General features: G+C 58.7%; 16 protein-coding genes and 1 pseudogene. 8 read left to right on the top strand and 9 right to left on the bottom strand.

All coding sequences use genetic code 11. The features are described from left to right. The first annotated feature begins 209 nt into the window (after window positions 1–209). Window positions 210–1,235, top strand: coding sequence for an ABC transporter substrate-binding protein (locus J7E41_RS11320; RefSeq protein ID WP_251029448.1), 1,026 nt, complete (start codon window positions 210–212; stop codon window positions 1,233–1,235). A 1-nt stretch (window position 1,236) separates the two neighbouring features. Here J7E41_RS11320 and J7E41_RS11315 read toward each other — a convergent pair whose 3' ends face one another. Next, a complete protein-coding gene (locus J7E41_RS11315; RefSeq protein ID WP_214992818.1) occupies window positions 1,237–2,025 on the bottom strand; it encodes an AraC family transcriptional regulator in 789 nt (262 codons plus the stop codon). Window positions 2,026–2,112: 87 nt separating this feature from the next. Between J7E41_RS11315 and J7E41_RS11310 the strand changes: the two genes are divergently transcribed. The 3 genes from J7E41_RS11310 (at window position 2,113) to J7E41_RS11300 (ending at window position 4,961) form a co-directional block, all read left to right on the top strand. After that, window positions 2,113–3,111, top strand: coding sequence for a bile acid:sodium symporter family protein (locus J7E41_RS11310; RefSeq protein ID WP_214992815.1), 999 nt, complete (start codon window positions 2,113–2,115; stop codon window positions 3,109–3,111). A gap of 117 nt (window positions 3,112–3,228) precedes the next feature. After that, window positions 3,229–3,606: a type 1 fimbrial protein gene (locus tag J7E41_RS11305; protein WP_214992813.1), complete on the top strand. Its 378-nt coding sequence runs from the start codon at window positions 3,229–3,231 to the stop codon at window positions 3,604–3,606. Window positions 3,607–3,776: 170 nt separating this feature from the next. After that, window positions 3,777–4,961: a sugar transporter gene (locus J7E41_RS11300; RefSeq protein WP_214992810.1), complete on the top strand. Its 1,185-nt coding sequence runs from the start codon at window positions 3,777–3,779 to the stop codon at window positions 4,959–4,961. Between the two features lie 214 nt (window positions 4,962–5,175). Here the strand turns inward: J7E41_RS11300 and J7E41_RS11295 are convergent, their stop codons facing one another. From J7E41_RS11295 to J7E41_RS11280, 4 genes are all read right to left on the bottom strand, one after another. After that, the gene (locus J7E41_RS11295; protein ID WP_214992807.1) at window positions 5,176–5,655 is read right to left on the bottom strand and encodes a YbaK/prolyl-tRNA synthetase associated domain-containing protein; all 480 of its coding nucleotides are present in this window, start codon (window positions 5,653–5,655) and stop codon (window positions 5,176–5,178) included. Window positions 5,656–5,665: 10 nt separating this feature from the next. Then, window positions 5,666–6,430 carry a sulfite exporter TauE/SafE family protein gene (locus tag J7E41_RS11290; protein ID WP_214993157.1) on the bottom strand — a complete coding sequence of 255 codons (765 nt, stop codon included), beginning with the start codon at window positions 6,428–6,430 and terminating at the stop codon, window positions 5,666–5,668. A 4-nt stretch (window positions 6,431–6,434) separates the two neighbouring features. Further along, window positions 6,435–7,520 carry a TauD/TfdA family dioxygenase gene (locus J7E41_RS11285; RefSeq protein WP_214992805.1) on the bottom strand — a complete coding sequence of 362 codons (1,086 nt, stop codon included), beginning with the start codon at window positions 7,518–7,520 and terminating at the stop codon, window positions 6,435–6,437. Between the two features lie 428 nt (window positions 7,521–7,948). Further along, window positions 7,949–8,497, bottom strand: a complete 549-nt coding sequence (locus J7E41_RS11280) for a thioesterase family protein (protein ID WP_214992802.1) — start codon at window positions 8,495–8,497, stop codon at window positions 7,949–7,951. 106 nt (window positions 8,498–8,603) lie between these two features. Between J7E41_RS11280 and J7E41_RS11275 the strand changes: the two genes are divergently transcribed. After that, window positions 8,604–9,563: a GlxA family transcriptional regulator gene (locus J7E41_RS11275; protein WP_214993156.1), complete on the top strand. Its 960-nt coding sequence runs from the start codon at window positions 8,604–8,606 to the stop codon at window positions 9,561–9,563. A 108-nt stretch (window positions 9,564–9,671) separates the two neighbouring features. On the opposite strand, the gene J7E41_RS11270 is transcribed toward J7E41_RS11275, so the two are convergent. The 3 genes from J7E41_RS11270 to J7E41_RS11260 form a co-directional block, all read right to left on the bottom strand. Then, window positions 9,672–9,902 carry a hypothetical protein gene (locus J7E41_RS11270; protein WP_214992800.1) on the bottom strand — a complete coding sequence of 77 codons (231 nt, stop codon included), beginning with the start codon at window positions 9,900–9,902 and terminating at the stop codon, window positions 9,672–9,674. A gap of 135 nt (window positions 9,903–10,037) precedes the next feature. Next, window positions 10,038–10,760 carry a pirin family protein gene (locus J7E41_RS11265; RefSeq protein WP_214992797.1) on the bottom strand — a complete coding sequence of 241 codons (723 nt, stop codon included), beginning with the start codon at window positions 10,758–10,760 and terminating at the stop codon, window positions 10,038–10,040. 72 nt (window positions 10,761–10,832) lie between these two features. Beyond that, window positions 10,833–11,273 (bottom strand): helix-turn-helix domain-containing protein, encoded by a 441-nt coding sequence (locus tag J7E41_RS11260; RefSeq protein ID WP_214992794.1) that lies wholly within the window; start codon window positions 11,271–11,273, stop codon window positions 10,833–10,835. A gap of 208 nt (window positions 11,274–11,481) precedes the next feature. On the opposite strand from J7E41_RS11260, the pseudogene J7E41_RS11255 reads away from it, so the two are divergent. The 3 genes and pseudogenes from J7E41_RS11255 to J7E41_RS11245 all read left to right on the top strand — a co-directional run. Continuing rightward, window positions 11,482–11,559 (top strand): annotated as a pseudogene (locus J7E41_RS11255) (antibiotic biosynthesis monooxygenase); the annotation flags it as partial. Further along, on the top strand, window positions 11,556–13,394 hold the full coding sequence (locus J7E41_RS11250) for an amidohydrolase (RefSeq protein ID WP_214992791.1): 1,839 nt from the start codon (window positions 11,556–11,558) through the stop codon (window positions 13,392–13,394). The pseudogene J7E41_RS11255 and the gene J7E41_RS11250, both read left to right, overlap by 4 nt. 274 nt (window positions 13,395–13,668) lie before the next feature. Then, on the top strand, window positions 13,669–14,559 hold the full coding sequence (locus J7E41_RS11245; RefSeq protein WP_214992789.1) for a LysR family transcriptional regulator: 891 nt from the start codon (window positions 13,669–13,671) through the stop codon (window positions 14,557–14,559). An 8-nt stretch (window positions 14,560–14,567) separates the two neighbouring features. Here J7E41_RS11245 and J7E41_RS11240 read toward each other — a convergent pair whose 3' ends face one another. Then, window positions 14,568–17,063 (bottom strand): TonB-dependent receptor plug domain-containing protein, encoded by a 2,496-nt coding sequence (locus J7E41_RS11240; RefSeq protein WP_214992787.1) that lies wholly within the window; start codon window positions 17,061–17,063, stop codon window positions 14,568–14,570. Window positions 17,064–17,191: the final 128 nt, after the last annotated feature.

Genomic DNA, 17,191 nt, shown 5'->3' with positions numbered 1-17,191 from the left:
CGTCCTATTCCTTGCAAAGTCGGTGGTTTTTTCAAGCGCGGCACCATACCAGCCGAAAGGCGCGTGCGGGTAGTTTTTGCGTCAGGGGGGCAGGGGGGTGCTGAAGGTTGTCGCTCTTTATTGAATATCAATAGATCCCGATATTCTTTTCCGGTCTCAGGATTGGTCATTACTCTCGTGGGCCTTCTCGACCTCACGACAGATCCCTCATGAAACCGGCCATTCCCTTCAAGCGTTCCGCGCTGACCCTCCTGACCACTTCCCTTGCTGCCATCAGCGCACTGCTCAGCCCCGGTGCCCAGGCCGAAGGCAAGATCAGCATTGCCCAGCAGTTTGGCATCGGTTACCTGATCCTCGATGTGGTGCGTGACCAGCACCTCATCGAGAAGCAGGGCAAGGCGCAGGGCCTGGATATCCAGGTGGAGTGGAACAGCATCTCCGGCGCCACCGCGATGAATGAATCACTGTTGGCCGGTGCACTGGACGTGGTGTCGGCAGGCGTGCCGCCGATGCTCACCCTGTGGGACCGCACCAAGGGCAAACAGAACGTCAAGGCCATTGCTTCCCTGGGCTCGATGCCCAACTACCTGCTGACCAACAACCCGAACGTGAAGAGCCTCAAGGACTTTACCGAAAAGGACCGTATCGCCGTGCCAGCTGCCGGTGTGGGTTTCCAGTCGCGCACGCTGCAAATCGAGACGGCCAAGCAATTTGGCAATGACCAGTACAAGAAATTCGACGACATCTCCATCAGCCTGGCACACCCGGATGCGACGGCGGCCCTGATTGCCGGCGGTTCGGAGATCAACGCGCACTTTTCCAGCCCGCCGTTCCAGTACCAGGAATTGTTGAATCCCAAGGTGCACAAGGTGCTCAGTTCCTACGACATCCTCGGCGGCCAGGCCACGTTCAACGTGCTGTACACCACACAGAAGTTCCACGACGAAAACCCGAAGACCTACAAGGCGTTTTATGACGCCCTGGCCGAAGCCGAGCAGATCATCAAGGCTGACAAGCCGGCGGCGGCCCAGGCTTATATCCGTGTCGAGCAATCGAAACTGCCATTGCCGCTGGTGGAGAAAATCGTCGAAGACCCGGAAATCGACTTCACCATCGTGCCCCAGCGCACCTTTATCTACGCCGAGAAACTGCAGGAGCTGGGGGTGTTGAAGAACAAGGCGGGCAGTTGGAAGGATTATTTCTTTGAAGAGGCCCATGGGGGTGAGGGGAGCTGAACTAGCGAAAAAATTCCCCCGGCGTGGCGTCGAACTGTTGCCGGAATGCAGCGATAAATGCAGAAGTCGATTCGTAGCCACAGGCCAATGCCACATCAGTTACCCGGTCACCTTGTTCCAGCGCGGGCAGGGCACTTAATAACCGCAGCCGCTGACGCCACGCCCTGAACGTCAACCCGGTATCACTGAGGAACAGACGGCTCAGGGTTTTCTCGCTGACTTCCAGCTCCTGGCTCCACTGGCTCAAGGTGGTCTGCTGCTCCGGGTGCTGGTCCAGGCTGCGGTAAATTTGCCGCAGACGACTGTCGTGGGGCAGCGGCAACATCAAGTCGACCTTCGGCGCGGCGGCCAGTTGATCCAGCACCACCTGGGCCAGCCGACCCTGCGGGCCGTCCTCGACGTACTCCGCCGGCAACTCGCTGAAGCTGCGAATCAACTCGCGCAATAAACTGCTCACCTCCAATACCTGGCAGCGCTCGGCAGCCCAGGCGGTGACGCTGCAATCCAGATACAAGCTGCGCATCTCGGTATGGGGCGAACTGAACACCCGGTGCGGCATCCCGGCGGGAATCCACACCGCCCGTTGCGGCGGCGCGACGAAACGTCCGACACTGGTCTGGATCTCCAACACCCCGGAAATGGCGTAAGACAACTGCACCCACGGATGACTGTGGCGGCGGGTCAGGGCACGGTTGGGCAATGATTCAGTACGCCCATACACCGGGCGCGGCAGGCTGGACAGCCCGGGAATACTGCGGCGGACGGCTTTCTCATGTCCTTTAGGCGGCATTTAGTGGCTCATTGGCGTTAGTCGGTAACAAGCCGTTACGTTAGAGTCGCCACGATGCTCTTGGCAACCCCCTGGAAGATCCTGCTTATGACCCGCCCGCGCTTTTTGCCTGACAACTTCACCCTGACCCTGATTGGCACGGTGATTTTCGCCTCGTTGCTGCCCGTCAGCGGTCAGGCGTCCGTGGCCTTTGGCTGGCTGACCAATCTGGCCATTGCGCTGCTGTTTTTCCTGCATGGCGCCAAGTTGTCACGCCAGGCCATCGTCGCCGGCGCCGGTCATTGGCGTCTGCACCTGCTGGTGTTCAGCCTGACCTTCGTGCTGTTTCCGCTGTTGGGCCTGGCGCTTAAGCCGCTGCTGTCGCCGCTGATTGGCAAAGACCTGTACATGGGCATGCTTTACCTGTGTGCGCTGCCGGCCACGGTGCAATCGGCGATTGCCTTTACCTCCCTGGCCCGGGGCAACATCCCGGCGGCGATTTGCAGCGCGGCGGCGTCGAGCCTGTTCGGGATCTTCCTGACGCCGTTGCTGGTGACCTTGCTGCTCAATGTCCATGGCGACGGCGGTTCCACCGTTGATGCGATCCTGAAAATCAGCATGCAATTGCTGCTGCCGTTTATTGCCGGTCAAATTGCTCGGCGCTGGATTGGCGAGTGGGTTGGCCGTAACAAGACCTGGCTGAAGTTCGTCGACCAGGGCTCGATTCTATTGGTGGTCTACGGCGCGTTCAGTGAAGCGGTGAACGAGGGTATCTGGCACCAGATTCCGCTGTGGGAACTGGGCGGGTTGGTGGTGGCGTGCTGCGTACTGCTGGCATTGGTACTGGTGGCGTCGACGGTATTGGGCAAGGCCTTTGGTTTTAGTCAGGAAGACCGCATCACCATCCTGTTTTGTTGCTCGAAGAAAAGCCTGGCCACCGGGGTGCCCATGGCGCAGGTGTTGTTTGCGGGGGCGACCATGGGCGTGTTGATCCTGCCGTTGATGCTGTTTCACCAGATTCAGTTGATGGTGTGTGCGGCGTTGGCGCAGCGCTATGCCCAGCGGCCGGAGTCGATTCCTGAGTTGATGGGGCAGGTGGATCCCTGATTTGCTGAGATCTGGTTGGCAATCTGAAAAAATAAGTGGGGTCGGGCAGCGTAAAGACTAAAGCTGGCGACCAGACTGACGACGTAATCCTTAACTTCCCAAGTAAGGAGCGTCGGTATGAACCTCAAACGTTTGTCAGTGGTTACGGGGCTGTTTTTCATCATGGTGGGGAGCTGTGGTGCGGCGTCACAAGTGGGACAGGGGGTGATTCAGTTTCACGGCAGTATTGTGGAGCCGGGATGTGCCAGTGGTGTTTCCGGGACGGTCATGGAACTCAAGGGTTGTTCACCTGCCAGCCGCGGCAGCCAGATCAATGTACGCAGCATTCAGCCAGTCAGTAGCGTGACGGCGCTCGACCATTCGGCGGTCAACGTCAGGCTGGTGGCCGACAGCGGTGTGGGCGGGCGCTATTACGACCAGCAATACATGCTGGTGGACAATGCCGGCAAGCCGGTCCATTCCGGAACTTATCTGATTACCCTCACTTCGCCCTGACAGGTTTCGCTACCCATCCTTGCGCCCGACATTTATCGTTGGCACTGCAATAGAGGCTTCGGCCTCTATTTTTGTTGCGGTAACATTCAGCTCTCCCTGCTGTCTTTCACGATGTCCCCACGTCGGGGCGGTCGGTCCATTGGCCTGTCTGTTCATCCATAGAGCTTTAAATGACCATCTCAGCGGCTACACCCCAGGCCAACTGGCAGCCCGTCATCGCGCTGGCGCTGGCCGCCTTTGTCTTCAACACCACTGAATTCGTCCCGGTCGGCCTGCTCAGCGCTATCGGCACCAGCTTCGACCTGCCCACGGCCAAGGTCGGACTGATGCTCACCATCTATGCCTGGGTTGTCTCCCTGACCTCGCTGCCCGTGATGCTGATGACCCGCAACGTCGAGCGGCGCAAGCTATTGATCGTGCTGTTCGGCCTGTTCATCGTCAGCCATATCCTTTCCAGCGTGGCCACCGGCTTTGGCATCCTGATGGTCAGTCGTATCGGTATTGCGCTGTCCCATGCGTTGTTCTGGTCTATCACCGCCTCCCTGGCTGTACGCCTGGCCCCGGAAGGCAAGCAGGTCCAGGCCCTTGGTTTGTTGGCCACCGGTACCTCGTTGGCGATGGTCTTGGGTATCCCGCTCGGTCGCTTGCTGGGCGAAGCCATGGGCTGGCGCACCACTTTTGTCGTCATCGCCTGTTTCGCCGCAGCCCTGGTGTTCTGGCTGGCGCGGACCTTGCCGTTGCTGCCAAGCCAGAACTCCGGCTCCCTGAGAAGCCTGCCCCTGTTGTTCAAGCGCCCGGCACTGGTGGCGCTTTATGTGTTGACTGCGATGGTAGTCACTGCTCAATTCACCGCCTACAGCTACATCGAACCCTTCGTCGAAGGCGTCGCCGGCATGAGCGGCAACACGGTAACCCTGGTGCTGCTGGTGTTCGGCGGGGCGGGCATCATCGGTTCGCTGCTGTTCAGCCTGTTGCACCGTTTTAATCCTTATCGCTTCCTGATTACCGCCGTCACCGTGCTCACTCTGTGCCTGGCCTTGTTGCTGCCGTTGAGCGGCGAGGTGTCTTACCTGGTGACGCTGAGCGTGTTCTGGGGCATGGCGATCATGGCTTTCGGCCTGGCGTTGCAATCCAAAGTGTTGGTGTTGGCACCTGATGCCACGGATGTGGCCATGGCGATGTTTTCCGGTATCTACAACATCGGCATTGGCGGCGGGGCGTTGCTGGGCAGTTGGGTGGGCGGGCAGTTTGGCTTTGCTTACATTGGTGCGGCGGGCGGGTTTCTGGCGGCGTTGGCGTTGGGTATCTACTGCTTGGCGATCTATCGGTTTGGCCAGGGAGGCGCTCGGCAATAGGGCATGGGGGGGCCAAATGCACAGATGCGCCTGGAATATCAATTCACTAGTGTCGAAATGATGTCATTGACGCATGGACGAGTTGCGCAACCTGCCGGGCAAGGAAGCCGCTCCGACGGCGCCGCACTTTGGGCGATACCGATTGCTTGATTCGAACCGTTAATTGCGAGCGCGCCACACCGAGCCATTCGCTGACCCGCTTCACTGGCCGTCCTTAAGTCTGGATAACATCCAGCAACTGCGGTTTGGTAATCGCCAGATAGTCCTGTGTATTCAAAACTATGGACGCATCCAATCGACCAGCATTGAAGGCGATCTTTTCGTTGCGTGAGGTCAGCGTCGGATCAACGATCAATTGAATTCGCTCATCGAAGACGAAGGGAGGGATGGCACCGATCTGGCACCCGGTAAGCTCCATGGCGCTTTCCGGGTTTACCAGTACCGCTTTTTTTCCTCCCAGAGCCGCTCCGACTTTCTTCATGTCGAGCTTATAGTTACCCGGAAGTATCACCAGAGCGTACATTTCAGCCTGCCCCTTGAGTGAGCAGAGCATAGCTTTGGCCCCTTGACCAGGCGTAGTACCTCGGATTTCAGCAACCTGTCCTGACTGCCCCTCAGCGCTGTGCATTAACACTTGGTAGGACGCTGAGGAGGCATCCAGTAGCTCCACTAGGCGGTCAAACATGGGATACATATAGATTTCCTCAGTTAGGAATGAACAAGTCGTAGGAAAGTTTGCTGATCAGTATTGCCAGCAAGATCAGGAACAGAGTCCGAACAAACGGGACACCTTTATGAATAGCCAGCCAGGTACCTGTCAGTGCGCCTAATATGTTAAATACCGCCATCGGAATAGCAATCAAGTAGAGAACATTGCCTGTAGGAATGAAGAATATCAACGCTGCTACGTTAGTTCCGATGTTGACCAGCTTGGCCGAGGCTGAAGCATGAAGGAAATCGAAGGCAAAAAAGCGGATGAACAAAAAGATCAGAAAACTACCAGTGCCTGGGCCAAACAGTCCGTCGTAAAAGCCAATGGCACCACCGATGACAATCGCCAGCACTTTCTCCTTGGTGCCAACGTGCATGGGCTTGTGCAAAGTACCGAAGTCCTTTTTAAAGAACGTGTAGATCGCCATCAGCACGATCAATACCAATACCGTTGGGCGCACTACTGACTGGGGTACGAACGACACCGTTGCCGCACCAAAGAAAGCCATGATAAAGGCTGCGCAGGCGGCAGGAATCACCAGCCTCCAATCGATGACCACCTTACGCACGAAAGACTTGGCCGCGAAGGCGGTGCCGCAAGCTGCCGCTACTTTGTTGGTGCCCAACAGTGCTGCCGGTTGTGCTGTAGGCAGAACGTTGAACAATGCGGGAATCTGGATCAACCCGCCGCCCCCCACAGCAGCATCGATCAAGCCAGCAGCGAAGCCGAATACGCAAAGAATAACTATATCGACCATGGAATCAGGCTCTAACGATGAAATGGCGGTGAGCATCCATCGGTATCACGCGTGCCAGGTCGCTAACCCCAAAAGCACGTATCATCCAGCGATCCTGGCCATCATAGCGAGGAGTAAAACCATCCCTGGCGTGCAGGACTTTTTGATTCTTGAAGATAAGCATATCCCCAGGCTGCAACAGAATATGGTGTGTAACATCTGGATGATTGGCGGCAGCATCGAACAGTTCCATAGCCCGCTTCGCACGGGGGCAGGTCGCTATAACACTGGCCCTGTTGTAGCGACAATGAAGATCACCGGTTGGGCCTCTATACAATAACGGGACGTTTTCTAACACATCACCCTGTTTCCCGAAGGAGGCGGGTCTGCGGATAGTAAAGTGCGGTCGTGACAATTCCTCTTCAACCGAAGTTGACAACATGGCCAGCACATCTCCAATGTCGACGATACGCGTTGGCACGCTGAGATCGCAGCGGAGTCCGGTTAAAGACAGGTACTCAGGACAAGTTGATAACTGCGAAACGGGTTCGCAGGCTAAAGGCAGATGAGGATTATCGACATGCATACCCAACTCTAGATGTGAGCCATATGAACTTTTTTCAGTCTTGGCTTTATGTTTTGGCGCGACGTGGCGAAATACTGTTCCTTCGCTTTCACCCTCATACGCCACTGGTTGAACTTGCAAGGCTTGTAATACAGACAGGATAACTCCAGCCAAAACCGGTATGCTGTCAATATCTGGATCCATGTTGTATGGCGTGGAAGGTAACTGTATATCCAGCGGTAGCCCCCTGATTATTATCGCCACCTCGTTCGACTCTGGAAAAGCGCGTAGCCGATGGACTTTTTGGGCGCTCAGGGAGTTCTCTAGAAACTGCCCTAAAGCAGGCATAAGACGAATGCCTGAGGAACTGTCAGTTACCGCTAGCGATGCCAGGCCGGCTTGAAATGTTCTCTGTTCTTCAAAAGATATGTGGATTTGCGGTATCTCTTTACGATAACGCTTGGCTAATTCTTCTGTTGGTCGCCAAAGAAGTTCTTCGTTAGTGAAATTTGTTGATTTGTCAAAAATAGCATCCTGCTTTGACATAACTATCTGTTGCTCCTTGCAAACGTAGATTCAATCCAACACTAATGTGGCTATATCTATAACATAAAATTATCAATCCGGCCCCATTCATTTTTTAAATACGCCCGCCGCTACTCGGGCATGTGTTACCGGTTGACGGAGATTGAAATTCCAGTATAAGGATTTTGAGGTTTTGTGTGAGATGAAGCATTGTAAAAATTAAGTAGATCCGGTGTCCATCTATCCGGGTACGTACTAATACTTACATTGAATACCTAAGAGAGATCGTTCGATGTTGACAGATACTTAGACTAACTTTTTTATAAGGGCTCAGTGTTGGCCTGGCCTTTACTTGTGCAACGCGGTTATCCAGTAAACACGTATTACCGTTAACGACCCTCACGAGCAAGCTCACTCCTACAGTAAGCTCATGCGTCGAGCTGCCGGTACTAACCGGCCCGACCTTCCTCCTCCCGCAACTGCCCACTCATCCCATCACAACTGTTGGCCCAGTCCGTCAGCCACTGCGGCATCGGCGGCGACAGTTCGCTCACCCCCAACTCCCGTAGAAATTCTGCGGGTGGGATTGTGCCCTTGGCCGAGCGAAACAACCCGCGCATCACCACCACGCCCACCACACGACCGTTACTGATAAACCGATGCTCCATCAGGCTCCATTTCTCGTCCCAGCCCAGCATGCGCGTGTGAATTTCAAAGGCCTCGAACAGTTTCAGTTCCCGCCGAAACTTGCCCCAGGTGTCGCCTACAATCGGCACCGCTTTGTGGCGCAGAGCGACGCGGAATGCGCCGGTACGCAGAACGAAGTCCATGCGCCCGACATCCGCCAGGGTGAAGTACCGGCCATTGGTGACGTGTCGGTTCAGGTCCAGGTCGGTCGGCCATACCCGCATCCGTATAACGGTGGTTGCGGCACCGTCGACGGGCTTGCGCCAGGGGCGGCGGAACAGCATGTACAACAAGCGAAACCACAGATTCATAAAAGTGCCCAGCAGTGATAAGTGGCTGCACTGTAGTGAGTGTGGATCGGGTAAGGTAGGTGCGCAAATGACTTTTTCCATGCGAAAAGCGCAAGAAGGTTTCTTTATGCACATTACCTTGCTCCTGGCCGATCAATGTTCCGCTGCCGGTGCCACCACGGCATTGGAGATGCTCAATGCTGCCAACCTGTTTGCAGAGGTCGCGCCGTTTGAGGTGGTGGCGGTTTCGCTGGATGGCCGGGAGGCGAACGCCTGGGGAGGGCAGCGGCTGCAGGTGGACCGTGCCATGGCGCAGGTCGGGCGAACCGATCTGGTGTTGATTCCGGGTTTTTTGTTCACCCTCAAGCAGGCCATGCCGACGTTTCCCGCGTACGGTCCATGGCTGCGCCAGCAACACGCCCAGGGTGCGGTGGTGGCGTCGATGTGTACGGCGGCGTTCATGTTGGCGGAGGTCGGGCTGTTGGATGGAGTACGGGCGACCACCCATTGGGCATTTGCCGATTACTTTCGGCACCGGTATGCCGAAGTGGTGCTGGATGAGGCGCAGATGCTGTGCGAAGAAAACCGCGTGATCACCTGCGGCGGCGCGACGGCGGCGATGGACCTGTTGCTGCATCTGATTCGTCGCTTCGGCTCGCCGGAGCTGGCGCAAACCTGCAGTAAGTACCTGCTGATCGACAAGGTGCGCAGCGAGCAATCGGTCTACGCCATGTGGTCGCTGCCCAAGGCTCACGGCGACGGTGACATCCTGCGGGTGCAGCATTGGCTGGAACAGCATTTCCCCCAGCCGCTGGTGATCGATGACGTGGCCCAGCGCTTCGGCTTTGGCGTGCGCAATTTCAAGCGGCGCTTCAAGGATGCCACTGGCTACACGCCGATTGCTTACCTGCAAACCCTGCGTCTGGAGCGGGCCAAGCAGTTGTTGGAGTCCAGCCGCATGACGTTGGAGAGCATCACCTACGCGGTGGGCTATGAAGACAGCAACTCGTTTCGCCGGCTGTTCCAGCAGCGGGTCGGCCTGTTGCCGGCGGCGTACCGCAAGCGTTTCCAGGCGAATATGGGTTGAGTCAACGCCGCAACCGGGGCTCGCATCTTGATGCAGTCCACCTGATCCGGGACGAAAAAAAACCGGCTGATCAGGCCGGTTTGGGGGGGAGCCGCGAACAACACTGGGTTATGCGCGGTTTTCCATCAGACGGTCAGCGCCACCTTCGGCTACACGACGTTCCAACAGGCGATCCGAACCACCTTCGGCAATGCGGCGATCCTGCAGGCGGTCAGAACCACCCTCGGCCACTCGGCTTTCCATCAAGCGATCCGCGCCGCCTTCAGCGACAACAGGGTGGGCAAAAGCATTTACAGCGAGTACCGAAAAAGCGAGGCCGAGAAAGAGTTGGCGTTTCATGAGGGTGTGCTCCGGGATGTCTTGGTGGGTATGGGTTTGATGGTACGCCGTGGATTTTTTAAGAGAACTTCATTGGGATGATGGTGACTATCGACGTCAGCGATGGACCGGTTGTCCGGGCCATCGCGTGGTTGATCACGGCATTTCTGGCAGCTCACGCGGCCTGAGGTCGAACACCAGCACCTCGGCGTCGTCCCCGTGGCTCAGCTGAATCTCGCGCTCATCGCGTAGCCGTGCGCCGTCGCCTTCCTGCAAGCGTTGGCCGTTGACTTCAACGCTGCCCCGCGCCACATGGATGTAGGCATAGCGCTCCGGGGCCAGGCTCAGGCTGGCAGCTTCATCACCGTTGAACAGCCCTGCGTAAACCCGTGCATCCTGGCGAACGCTAAGGGCGCCGTCGGTGCCGTCGGGGGCGATGATCAACTGCAGGCGGCCACGTTTTTGTTCCGCGCTGAAATGCTCCTGCTGATAACGCGGTTCTGCACCACCGACGTTGGGCACAATCCAGATTTGCAGGAAGTGCACGCCTTCGGTCGGGCTGTGGTTGAACTCGCTATGGGCCACGCCGCTGCCCGCACTCATCAACTGCACATCACCTGGGCGGATCACCGAGCCGGTGCCGAGGGTGTCCTTGTGTTCCAGGGCGCCTTCGAGCACATAGGAGAAAATCTCCATGTCCCGGTGCGGGTGTTGGCCGAAGCCTTTGCCTGCGGCGACGCGGTCATCGTTGATCACCAGCAGGTCGGAAAAACCCTGTTCCCGCGGGTTCCAGTAATTGGCGAAGGAAAAGGTATGGAACGACTTCAACCAACCGTGGTTGGCGGCGCCGCGTTCCGAGGCTTTGCGAAGGGTCAGCATGGGTCTTCTCCTCAAGGGGGAGCGGAAGCGCTCCCGGGTTGAAAAGAAGGTTAATGGTTTATAGATAATTCATTAAGAAGCTGAAAACTGAATAACTGTCGCGTTGAAGTTGACAATGGCTATCTGCATTTTTCTCAACTGATGGCGGTAGCGCAACTGACGACTACGCCAGGTCATCGGGTTAACCCCTTCACTGCGGCTGAACATGTGACTGAAATGCGCCTGGTCACAGAATCCGCATTCCTGGCCAATTTGCGTCAGGCTCAGCTCGGAGCCCGCGATCAACACCTTGGCCCGCTGGATACGCTGCTGACGAATCCATTCCCTGGGTGACAAGCCGGTGGTGGACTTGAACGCCCGGGAGAAATGGCTGCGCGACAGCGCACACGCCCGGGCCAGCTCCGTCACTTCCAGGCTTTCCCCAAGGTTGGCGAGGATCAGTTGCTTGACCATGCGCTCGCGGTGGGCGCACAGGATGCCGGTGGTTGAAGCAGAGTGCTCGGGATGGGCCATGGTCGGTTTCCGGGGCTGGGGCAGCGCAATTTCCCTAGAGATTGCTTTACTCAACCGCAGATTGCCAGTGCGGCGTGGATCGGTCGCACACAGCACATACATGCAATTTTTCCGCCTCGAAGCATTGCAGACTGGCGGCACCGTTCGAGCATTCAGGGGAGGCGCAAGCATGGACTCATCGCTGCAAAATTCACCGGCGTCAGGCGAAGTGGTTTACCTGCTGATGCCGGCCATGACCCGCCTGTTTGCGCCCTGGCTTGAAGCCTTCGTCAAGGAATCCCTATGAACGCCGACCTGATTCTGTTCAATGGCCAGTTCCACACCGTGGACCGTGAAAACCCGCTCGCCAGTGCCGTGGCCATCAGCCAGGGGCGTTTCGTCGCTGTGGGTACCGACGCCGAGGCCATGGCCCTGCGCGGCAGTGGTACCCAGGTCATCGACCTCAAGGGACGCACGGTGATCCCCGGTCTTAACGACTCCCACCTGCACCTGATCCGTGGTGGCCTGAATTACAACCTGGAACTGCGCTGGGAAGGCGTGCCATCCCTGGCCGACGCGTTGCGCATGCTCAAGGACCAGGCCGACCGTACGCCAACGCCGCAATGGGTACGGGTGGTGGGTGGCTGGAATGAATTCCAGTTCGCCGAAAAACGCATGCCCACCCTGGAAGAACTGAACCAGGCCGCGCCCGACACCCCGGTGTTTGTCCTGCACCTGTACGACCGCGCCTTGCTCAACCGCGCGGCATTGCGGGTGGCTGGCTACACCAAAGACACACCCAACCCGCCCGGTGGCGAGATTGTCCGCGACAACAACGGCAACCCTACCGGCATGCTGGTAGCACGGCCCAACGCGATGATCCTCTACGCGACCCTGGCCAAAGGCCCGAAACTGCCCCTGGAATATCAGGTCAATTCCACCCGCCAGTTCATGCGTGAACTCAATCGCCTGGGCCTGACCAGCGCCATCGATGCCGGCGGTGGTTTCCAGAATTACCCCGACGATTACGCGGTGATCGAGCAGTTGGCCAAGGACCAGCAACTGACGGTGCGTATTGCCTACAACCTGTTCACCCAGAAGCCCAAGGAAGAGCTCAGCGACTTCAAGAACTGGACCGGCAGCGTCACCTTGCACCAGGGCGACGACTACCTGCGGCACAACGGCGCCGGAGAGATGCTGGTGTTTTCCGCTGCGGATTTCGAAGACTTCCTCGAACCGCGCCCGGACCTGCCGCTGACCATGGAGCAGGAGTTGGAACCGGTGGTGCGCCACTTGGTGGAACAACGCTGGCCGTTCCGTTTGCATGCGACCTATAACGAGTCGATTTCGCGGATGCTCGATGTCTTCGAGAAGGTCAACCGCGATATCCCGTTCAATGGTTTGCCCTGGTTCTTCGACCATGCCGAGACCATCACCCCGAAAAACATCGAGCGGGTGCGCGCCTTGGGTGGCGGCATTGCGATCCAGGACCGTATGGCGTTCCAGGGCGAATACTTTGTGGAGCGCTATGGTGCCAAGGCCGCTGAAGCCACACCACCGATCAAACGCATGCTGGCCGAGGGCGTGCCGGTGGGGGCCGGCACTGACGCCACGCGGGTGTCGAGCTACAACCCGTGGACCTCATTGTACTGGATGGTCAGCGGTCGTACTGTCGGCGGGTTGGCGTTGCAGGCTGAAGGCTTGCCACGGCTGACCGCCCTGGAACTGTTCACCCATGGCAGTGCGTGGTTCTCCTCGGAACAGGGCAAGAAGGGCCAGATCAAGGTCGGGCAACTGGCGGATGTCGCGGCGTTGTCGGCGGATTTTTTTACCGTCGAGGACGAGGCGATCAAGTGGATCGAGTCGGTGTTGACGATGGTCGGTGGCAAGGTTGTTTACGGCGCCGGTGATTTTGAATCGCTCGCGCCCGCCGCCGTCCCGGTACTGCCGGACTGGTCGCCGGTGGTCAAGGTGCCGGGGCACTGGCGGCCGGCCTCGCCGTTGCAGGCTCAGGTGCATCAGTGCAGCGGTCCTTGTGCGGTGCATGCCCACGGCCATGAACGGGCGCGTTTGTCGAATGCGCCGGTCAGTGACTTCCAGGGATTCTGGGGAGCGTTTGGCTGTTCGTGTTTTGCGTTTTGAGTACCTCAGGTATCTATATATTGAGCACCCCTGCCGGTTCTTGTAGGTACCGTCTTGAACCTCACTGGGCAAGATCCCGTAGCAGCTGTCGAGCTTTAGCGAGGCTGCGTCAGGGGCGACTCGGTGCAGGGGCTGATCTGATGGCGGTGGCGCGGCCTACGTAGCCTCGCTAAAGCTCGACAACTGCTACGGGCGTTTCGATGGATCGGCATTTGATTGGAGATGTGGCGACAAAATGGCTATAAAGAGCTTCATCGTCCACCGAGAAGCGACAATGAACCCTTTCGAAGACATGCGCCTGTTCTGCCAAGTCATGGAGTCCGGCAGCTTCACTGCCGCCGCCGAGCAACTGGGCCTGTCCAAACAGTTTGTCAGCCGCCGTCTTATCCAGCTGGAAGACCGTCTGGGCGTGCGTCTGCTCAACCGCTCCACCCGCCGCCTGGATGTCACGCCACTGGGGCAGAGTTACTACGAATCGGCCCTGCGCCTGCTCAGCGAGGTCGAGCAGGTGGAACAGGGCATTGCCGGGCAAAACAGTGACGCCCGGGGCACGATACGCCTGAGTGCGCCGTTGTCCTTTGCCATGGCCCACTTGGGCAGCCTGCTGCCGCTGTTCCTGCAACGGCACCCCCACGTCACGGTGGAAGTGGACTTGAGCGACCGCCCGGTGGACCTGATCAGCGAAGGCTACGACTTGGTGTTGCGCATTGGCACCCTGGAAGACTCCACCCTGATTGCGCGCCGGATTGCCAGCATCCAGCGTGTGTACTGCGCCAGCCCGGATTATCTGGCTGCTCAGGGAGTGCCCCTAAAACCTGAAGACCTCACCCATCACCAATGCCTGCCTTATGGCCATGGTCGCCAGGTGCAGTGGCGTTTCCAGGCCAAGGGCAAACCGCTGACGCTCAATGTGAGTGGGCGCATGCGGGTCAACAACGGTGAGTTGCTGCGCGATGCCGCCGTCGCGGGCTTGGGCATCACCTATTTACCGACGTTTATCGTTGCCCGGGCCTTGGAGCAAAGGCAGTTGGTCAGCGTGCTGGAGGACTTTGCACCTGAGCCCCTGACCTTGTCGGCGGTGTATCCCCGGCATCGGCAAAGCTCGCGGCCGGTGCAGGCGTTGGTTGAGTTCCTGCGGGAAAGCCTGGCGGGCGGCAGCTGCTGAACCAGCGGCTAAAACGCATATTGCACGCGACTGTAGTAATACCCTCCGGTAAACCCGAACGGCGAATAACTGCCCCAGTTATCGCCAAACGATGAGTTTTTCACGCCGATGTGATCCGGGTATTTATCGAACAGGTTCTGCGCCCCGACCGCCACCGTCAGTTGTTTGGTCAGCGCATAGGCCACGTCCAGGTCGGTGATCCACTTGGCCGAATACTCGCGGTCCAGGCTCGGGTCGCTGGAACTGTTGACCTCGGTGTAGGTGCCGTAGCGGGTCAGGCGCAGGTTGACGTCGAAGTCATTGATGGCCCAGTCGGCGGAGAAGATCATCTTGCTGCTGGGGGAGGTCTTGGTAATCAACGCGCGGGACTGGCGCCCCAGTAGCTGGAAGTCTCCCAAGGCACTGAGTTGCGCCGGGGTGTCGTTGACGCTGAGGATTTGCGTGTGGTTGTAGTTCAGCGCGGCGGTCCACTTGACCACGCCGTAGCGGTCCAGGCTCTGCCGGTAGTTGCCCACCACATCCACCCCGGAGGTGCGCGTGTTGGCGCCGTTGGTGAAGTACTGTGCGCCGGCGGTGGCCGGTACGCCGATGCCGTCCAGCAAGCCGGCGACGCCGGGGCCCTGGAAGCGTTCGCTGAGCACCAGGCGGTCGCGCAGGTTAATGACGTAACCGTCCACCGTCAGGCTCAGGTCGTCGCTGGGGGTCAAGGCGAAACCCAGGCTGAAGTTGGTGGAGCGTTCGGGTTTCAGCGACTTGGCACCCAGGGCCTGGGCACCGGCCGAATCCACCGGCAGGATCACGTAGTTATAGGATTGGTACACGCCGTTGATGGTGTCAAAGCCGGTGGAACGTGCGGTGAAGATCTCGTTGGCCAGGGACGGAGCACGAAAGCCATTGCTGAGGGTGCCGCGCACCGAGAACAGCGGGTTGAATGCATAGCGGGTACTGAGCTTGCCGCTGCGGGTACCGCCGACACCTTCGTTGTAATGCTCATAGCGCCCGGCGACCCCGACGTACCATTGTTCGGTAGGGTAGAACCCCAGGTCGATGTAGCTGGCAACGCTGTTGCGGCTGATTTTCTGCGCATCCTGTGGCGTGATGCCGTTGGTGACCTGGGCGCCTGGGTCGGGGCGCTCTCCGGCCCGTGGATGGCCTTCGGGAAACACGTAGCCGCCATCGATATAGGAAGCCTCGGAACCGGCGCGGGTTTCGTAGCTTTCCCGCCGATGCTCGAAGCCAAACGCCACATCCAACGGTTTGGCCAGGCCCACTTCATAGCTGTTTTTCAGGTCCAGGTTGCTGGTCAACTGGTCGGCAATGTAGATGCCGGAAGTGAACGTGTTGGGGGTGTTTTCACCCAGGGACGGGTTTTGGTTGTTGTAGGTGCGTTGCTTGGCATAGTTGCGCCCATAGGTGCTGCTCAGGTCCCAGGCCCAACCGCCCAGGTCATCGCCCTTGGCGCCGAAAGCCGATTGGAAGTCGGTCTCGTTGACCAGCCAATACGGGCTGTAGCCGTCGGGGTAACCATTGGGACCGGTGGTGATGGTGTTGCGCCCGTTGGGTAGGCGGAAGTTCTGGCCATCGTTGTTCTCGCGGGTGGCGAGGGTGGAAAACGAGTAGAGCGTCAGGTTGTCATTCAGCGGCAGGTCGAGGTTATAGGCGAAGTCGGCCAATTGGCTGCGGGGCGCACCGTAGCCTTTGTAGGTGTGGCGGCTGGCATCGGCCTCACGCGGGTCCGGCGAGCCGTCGGCCAACGGGTAGTAATGGCTGCTGTAGCCGTTGCTGCCCGCCTTGTTGTCCCGCTCCTGATAGCGGGTGTCGAGGGACACGTTGAGTACCCCGGCTTCACCCACTTGGAACCCATAGTTCAAGGCTTCCTGGCCGGTGCCGCGCTTGCCGTCGTAGTTCTGTCCCAGGGTGGTGTCGGAACTGCCTCCGGTGGTTTGCTTGAGGATGATATTGATCACTCCGGAGATCGCGTCCGAACCGTATTGCGCCGCCGCGCCGTCGCGCAGCACTTCGATATGGTCAATGGCGGCCACCGGGATCAGGTCGAGGTCACTGGGGGCTGCGCCGCTGTTGATCCCGTTGATATTCAGGGTGGCGCTGGTGTGCCGGCGCTTGCCGTTAACCAGTACCAGCACATGGGATGCCGTCAGGCCGCGCAAAGTGGCCGAGCGCACCACGCCGCTGGCGTCCCAGCCGGCGCGGTCGGGCAGGTTGAAGGAGGGGATGAGCTTGCCCAGGGCTTCCAGCAGGCTCGGTTTGCCCACCGCCCGCAACTGGGCGGCGCTGATCACATCGATGGGCGTGGGGCTGGTGGTGACAGTGCGCTGCTCGGCGCCACGGTTACCGGTGACCACCACGGTGTTAAGGGTGGGGGAGCGGTCTTCGGCGGACTCGACGCCGAATGAAGCCAGGCCGCACGCCAGGGAGAGCGGCAGCCATGTGTGGCGAGGGAGCTTGCTCCCGTTGGGGCGCGAAGCGGCCCTGAAACTTGGCATCGTGCGCCTGAAAAATCGGGACGGCGCTATTGGGGCTGCTACGCAACCCAACGGGAGCAAGCTCCCTCGCCACAGGGTATTGGCCAACCGGGCAACCTTGTGTAAGTGTTTGTGCATGAGAGTAAAGC

This window comes from Pseudomonas fluorescens, assembly GCF_018614655.1.
Taxonomy (GTDB): Bacteria; Pseudomonadota; Gammaproteobacteria; order Pseudomonadales; family Pseudomonadaceae; genus Aquipseudomonas; species Aquipseudomonas fluorescens_BX.
The sequence above is the reverse complement of the archived record's forward strand: the minus strand, read 5'-3'. Positions and strand labels throughout refer to the sequence as shown.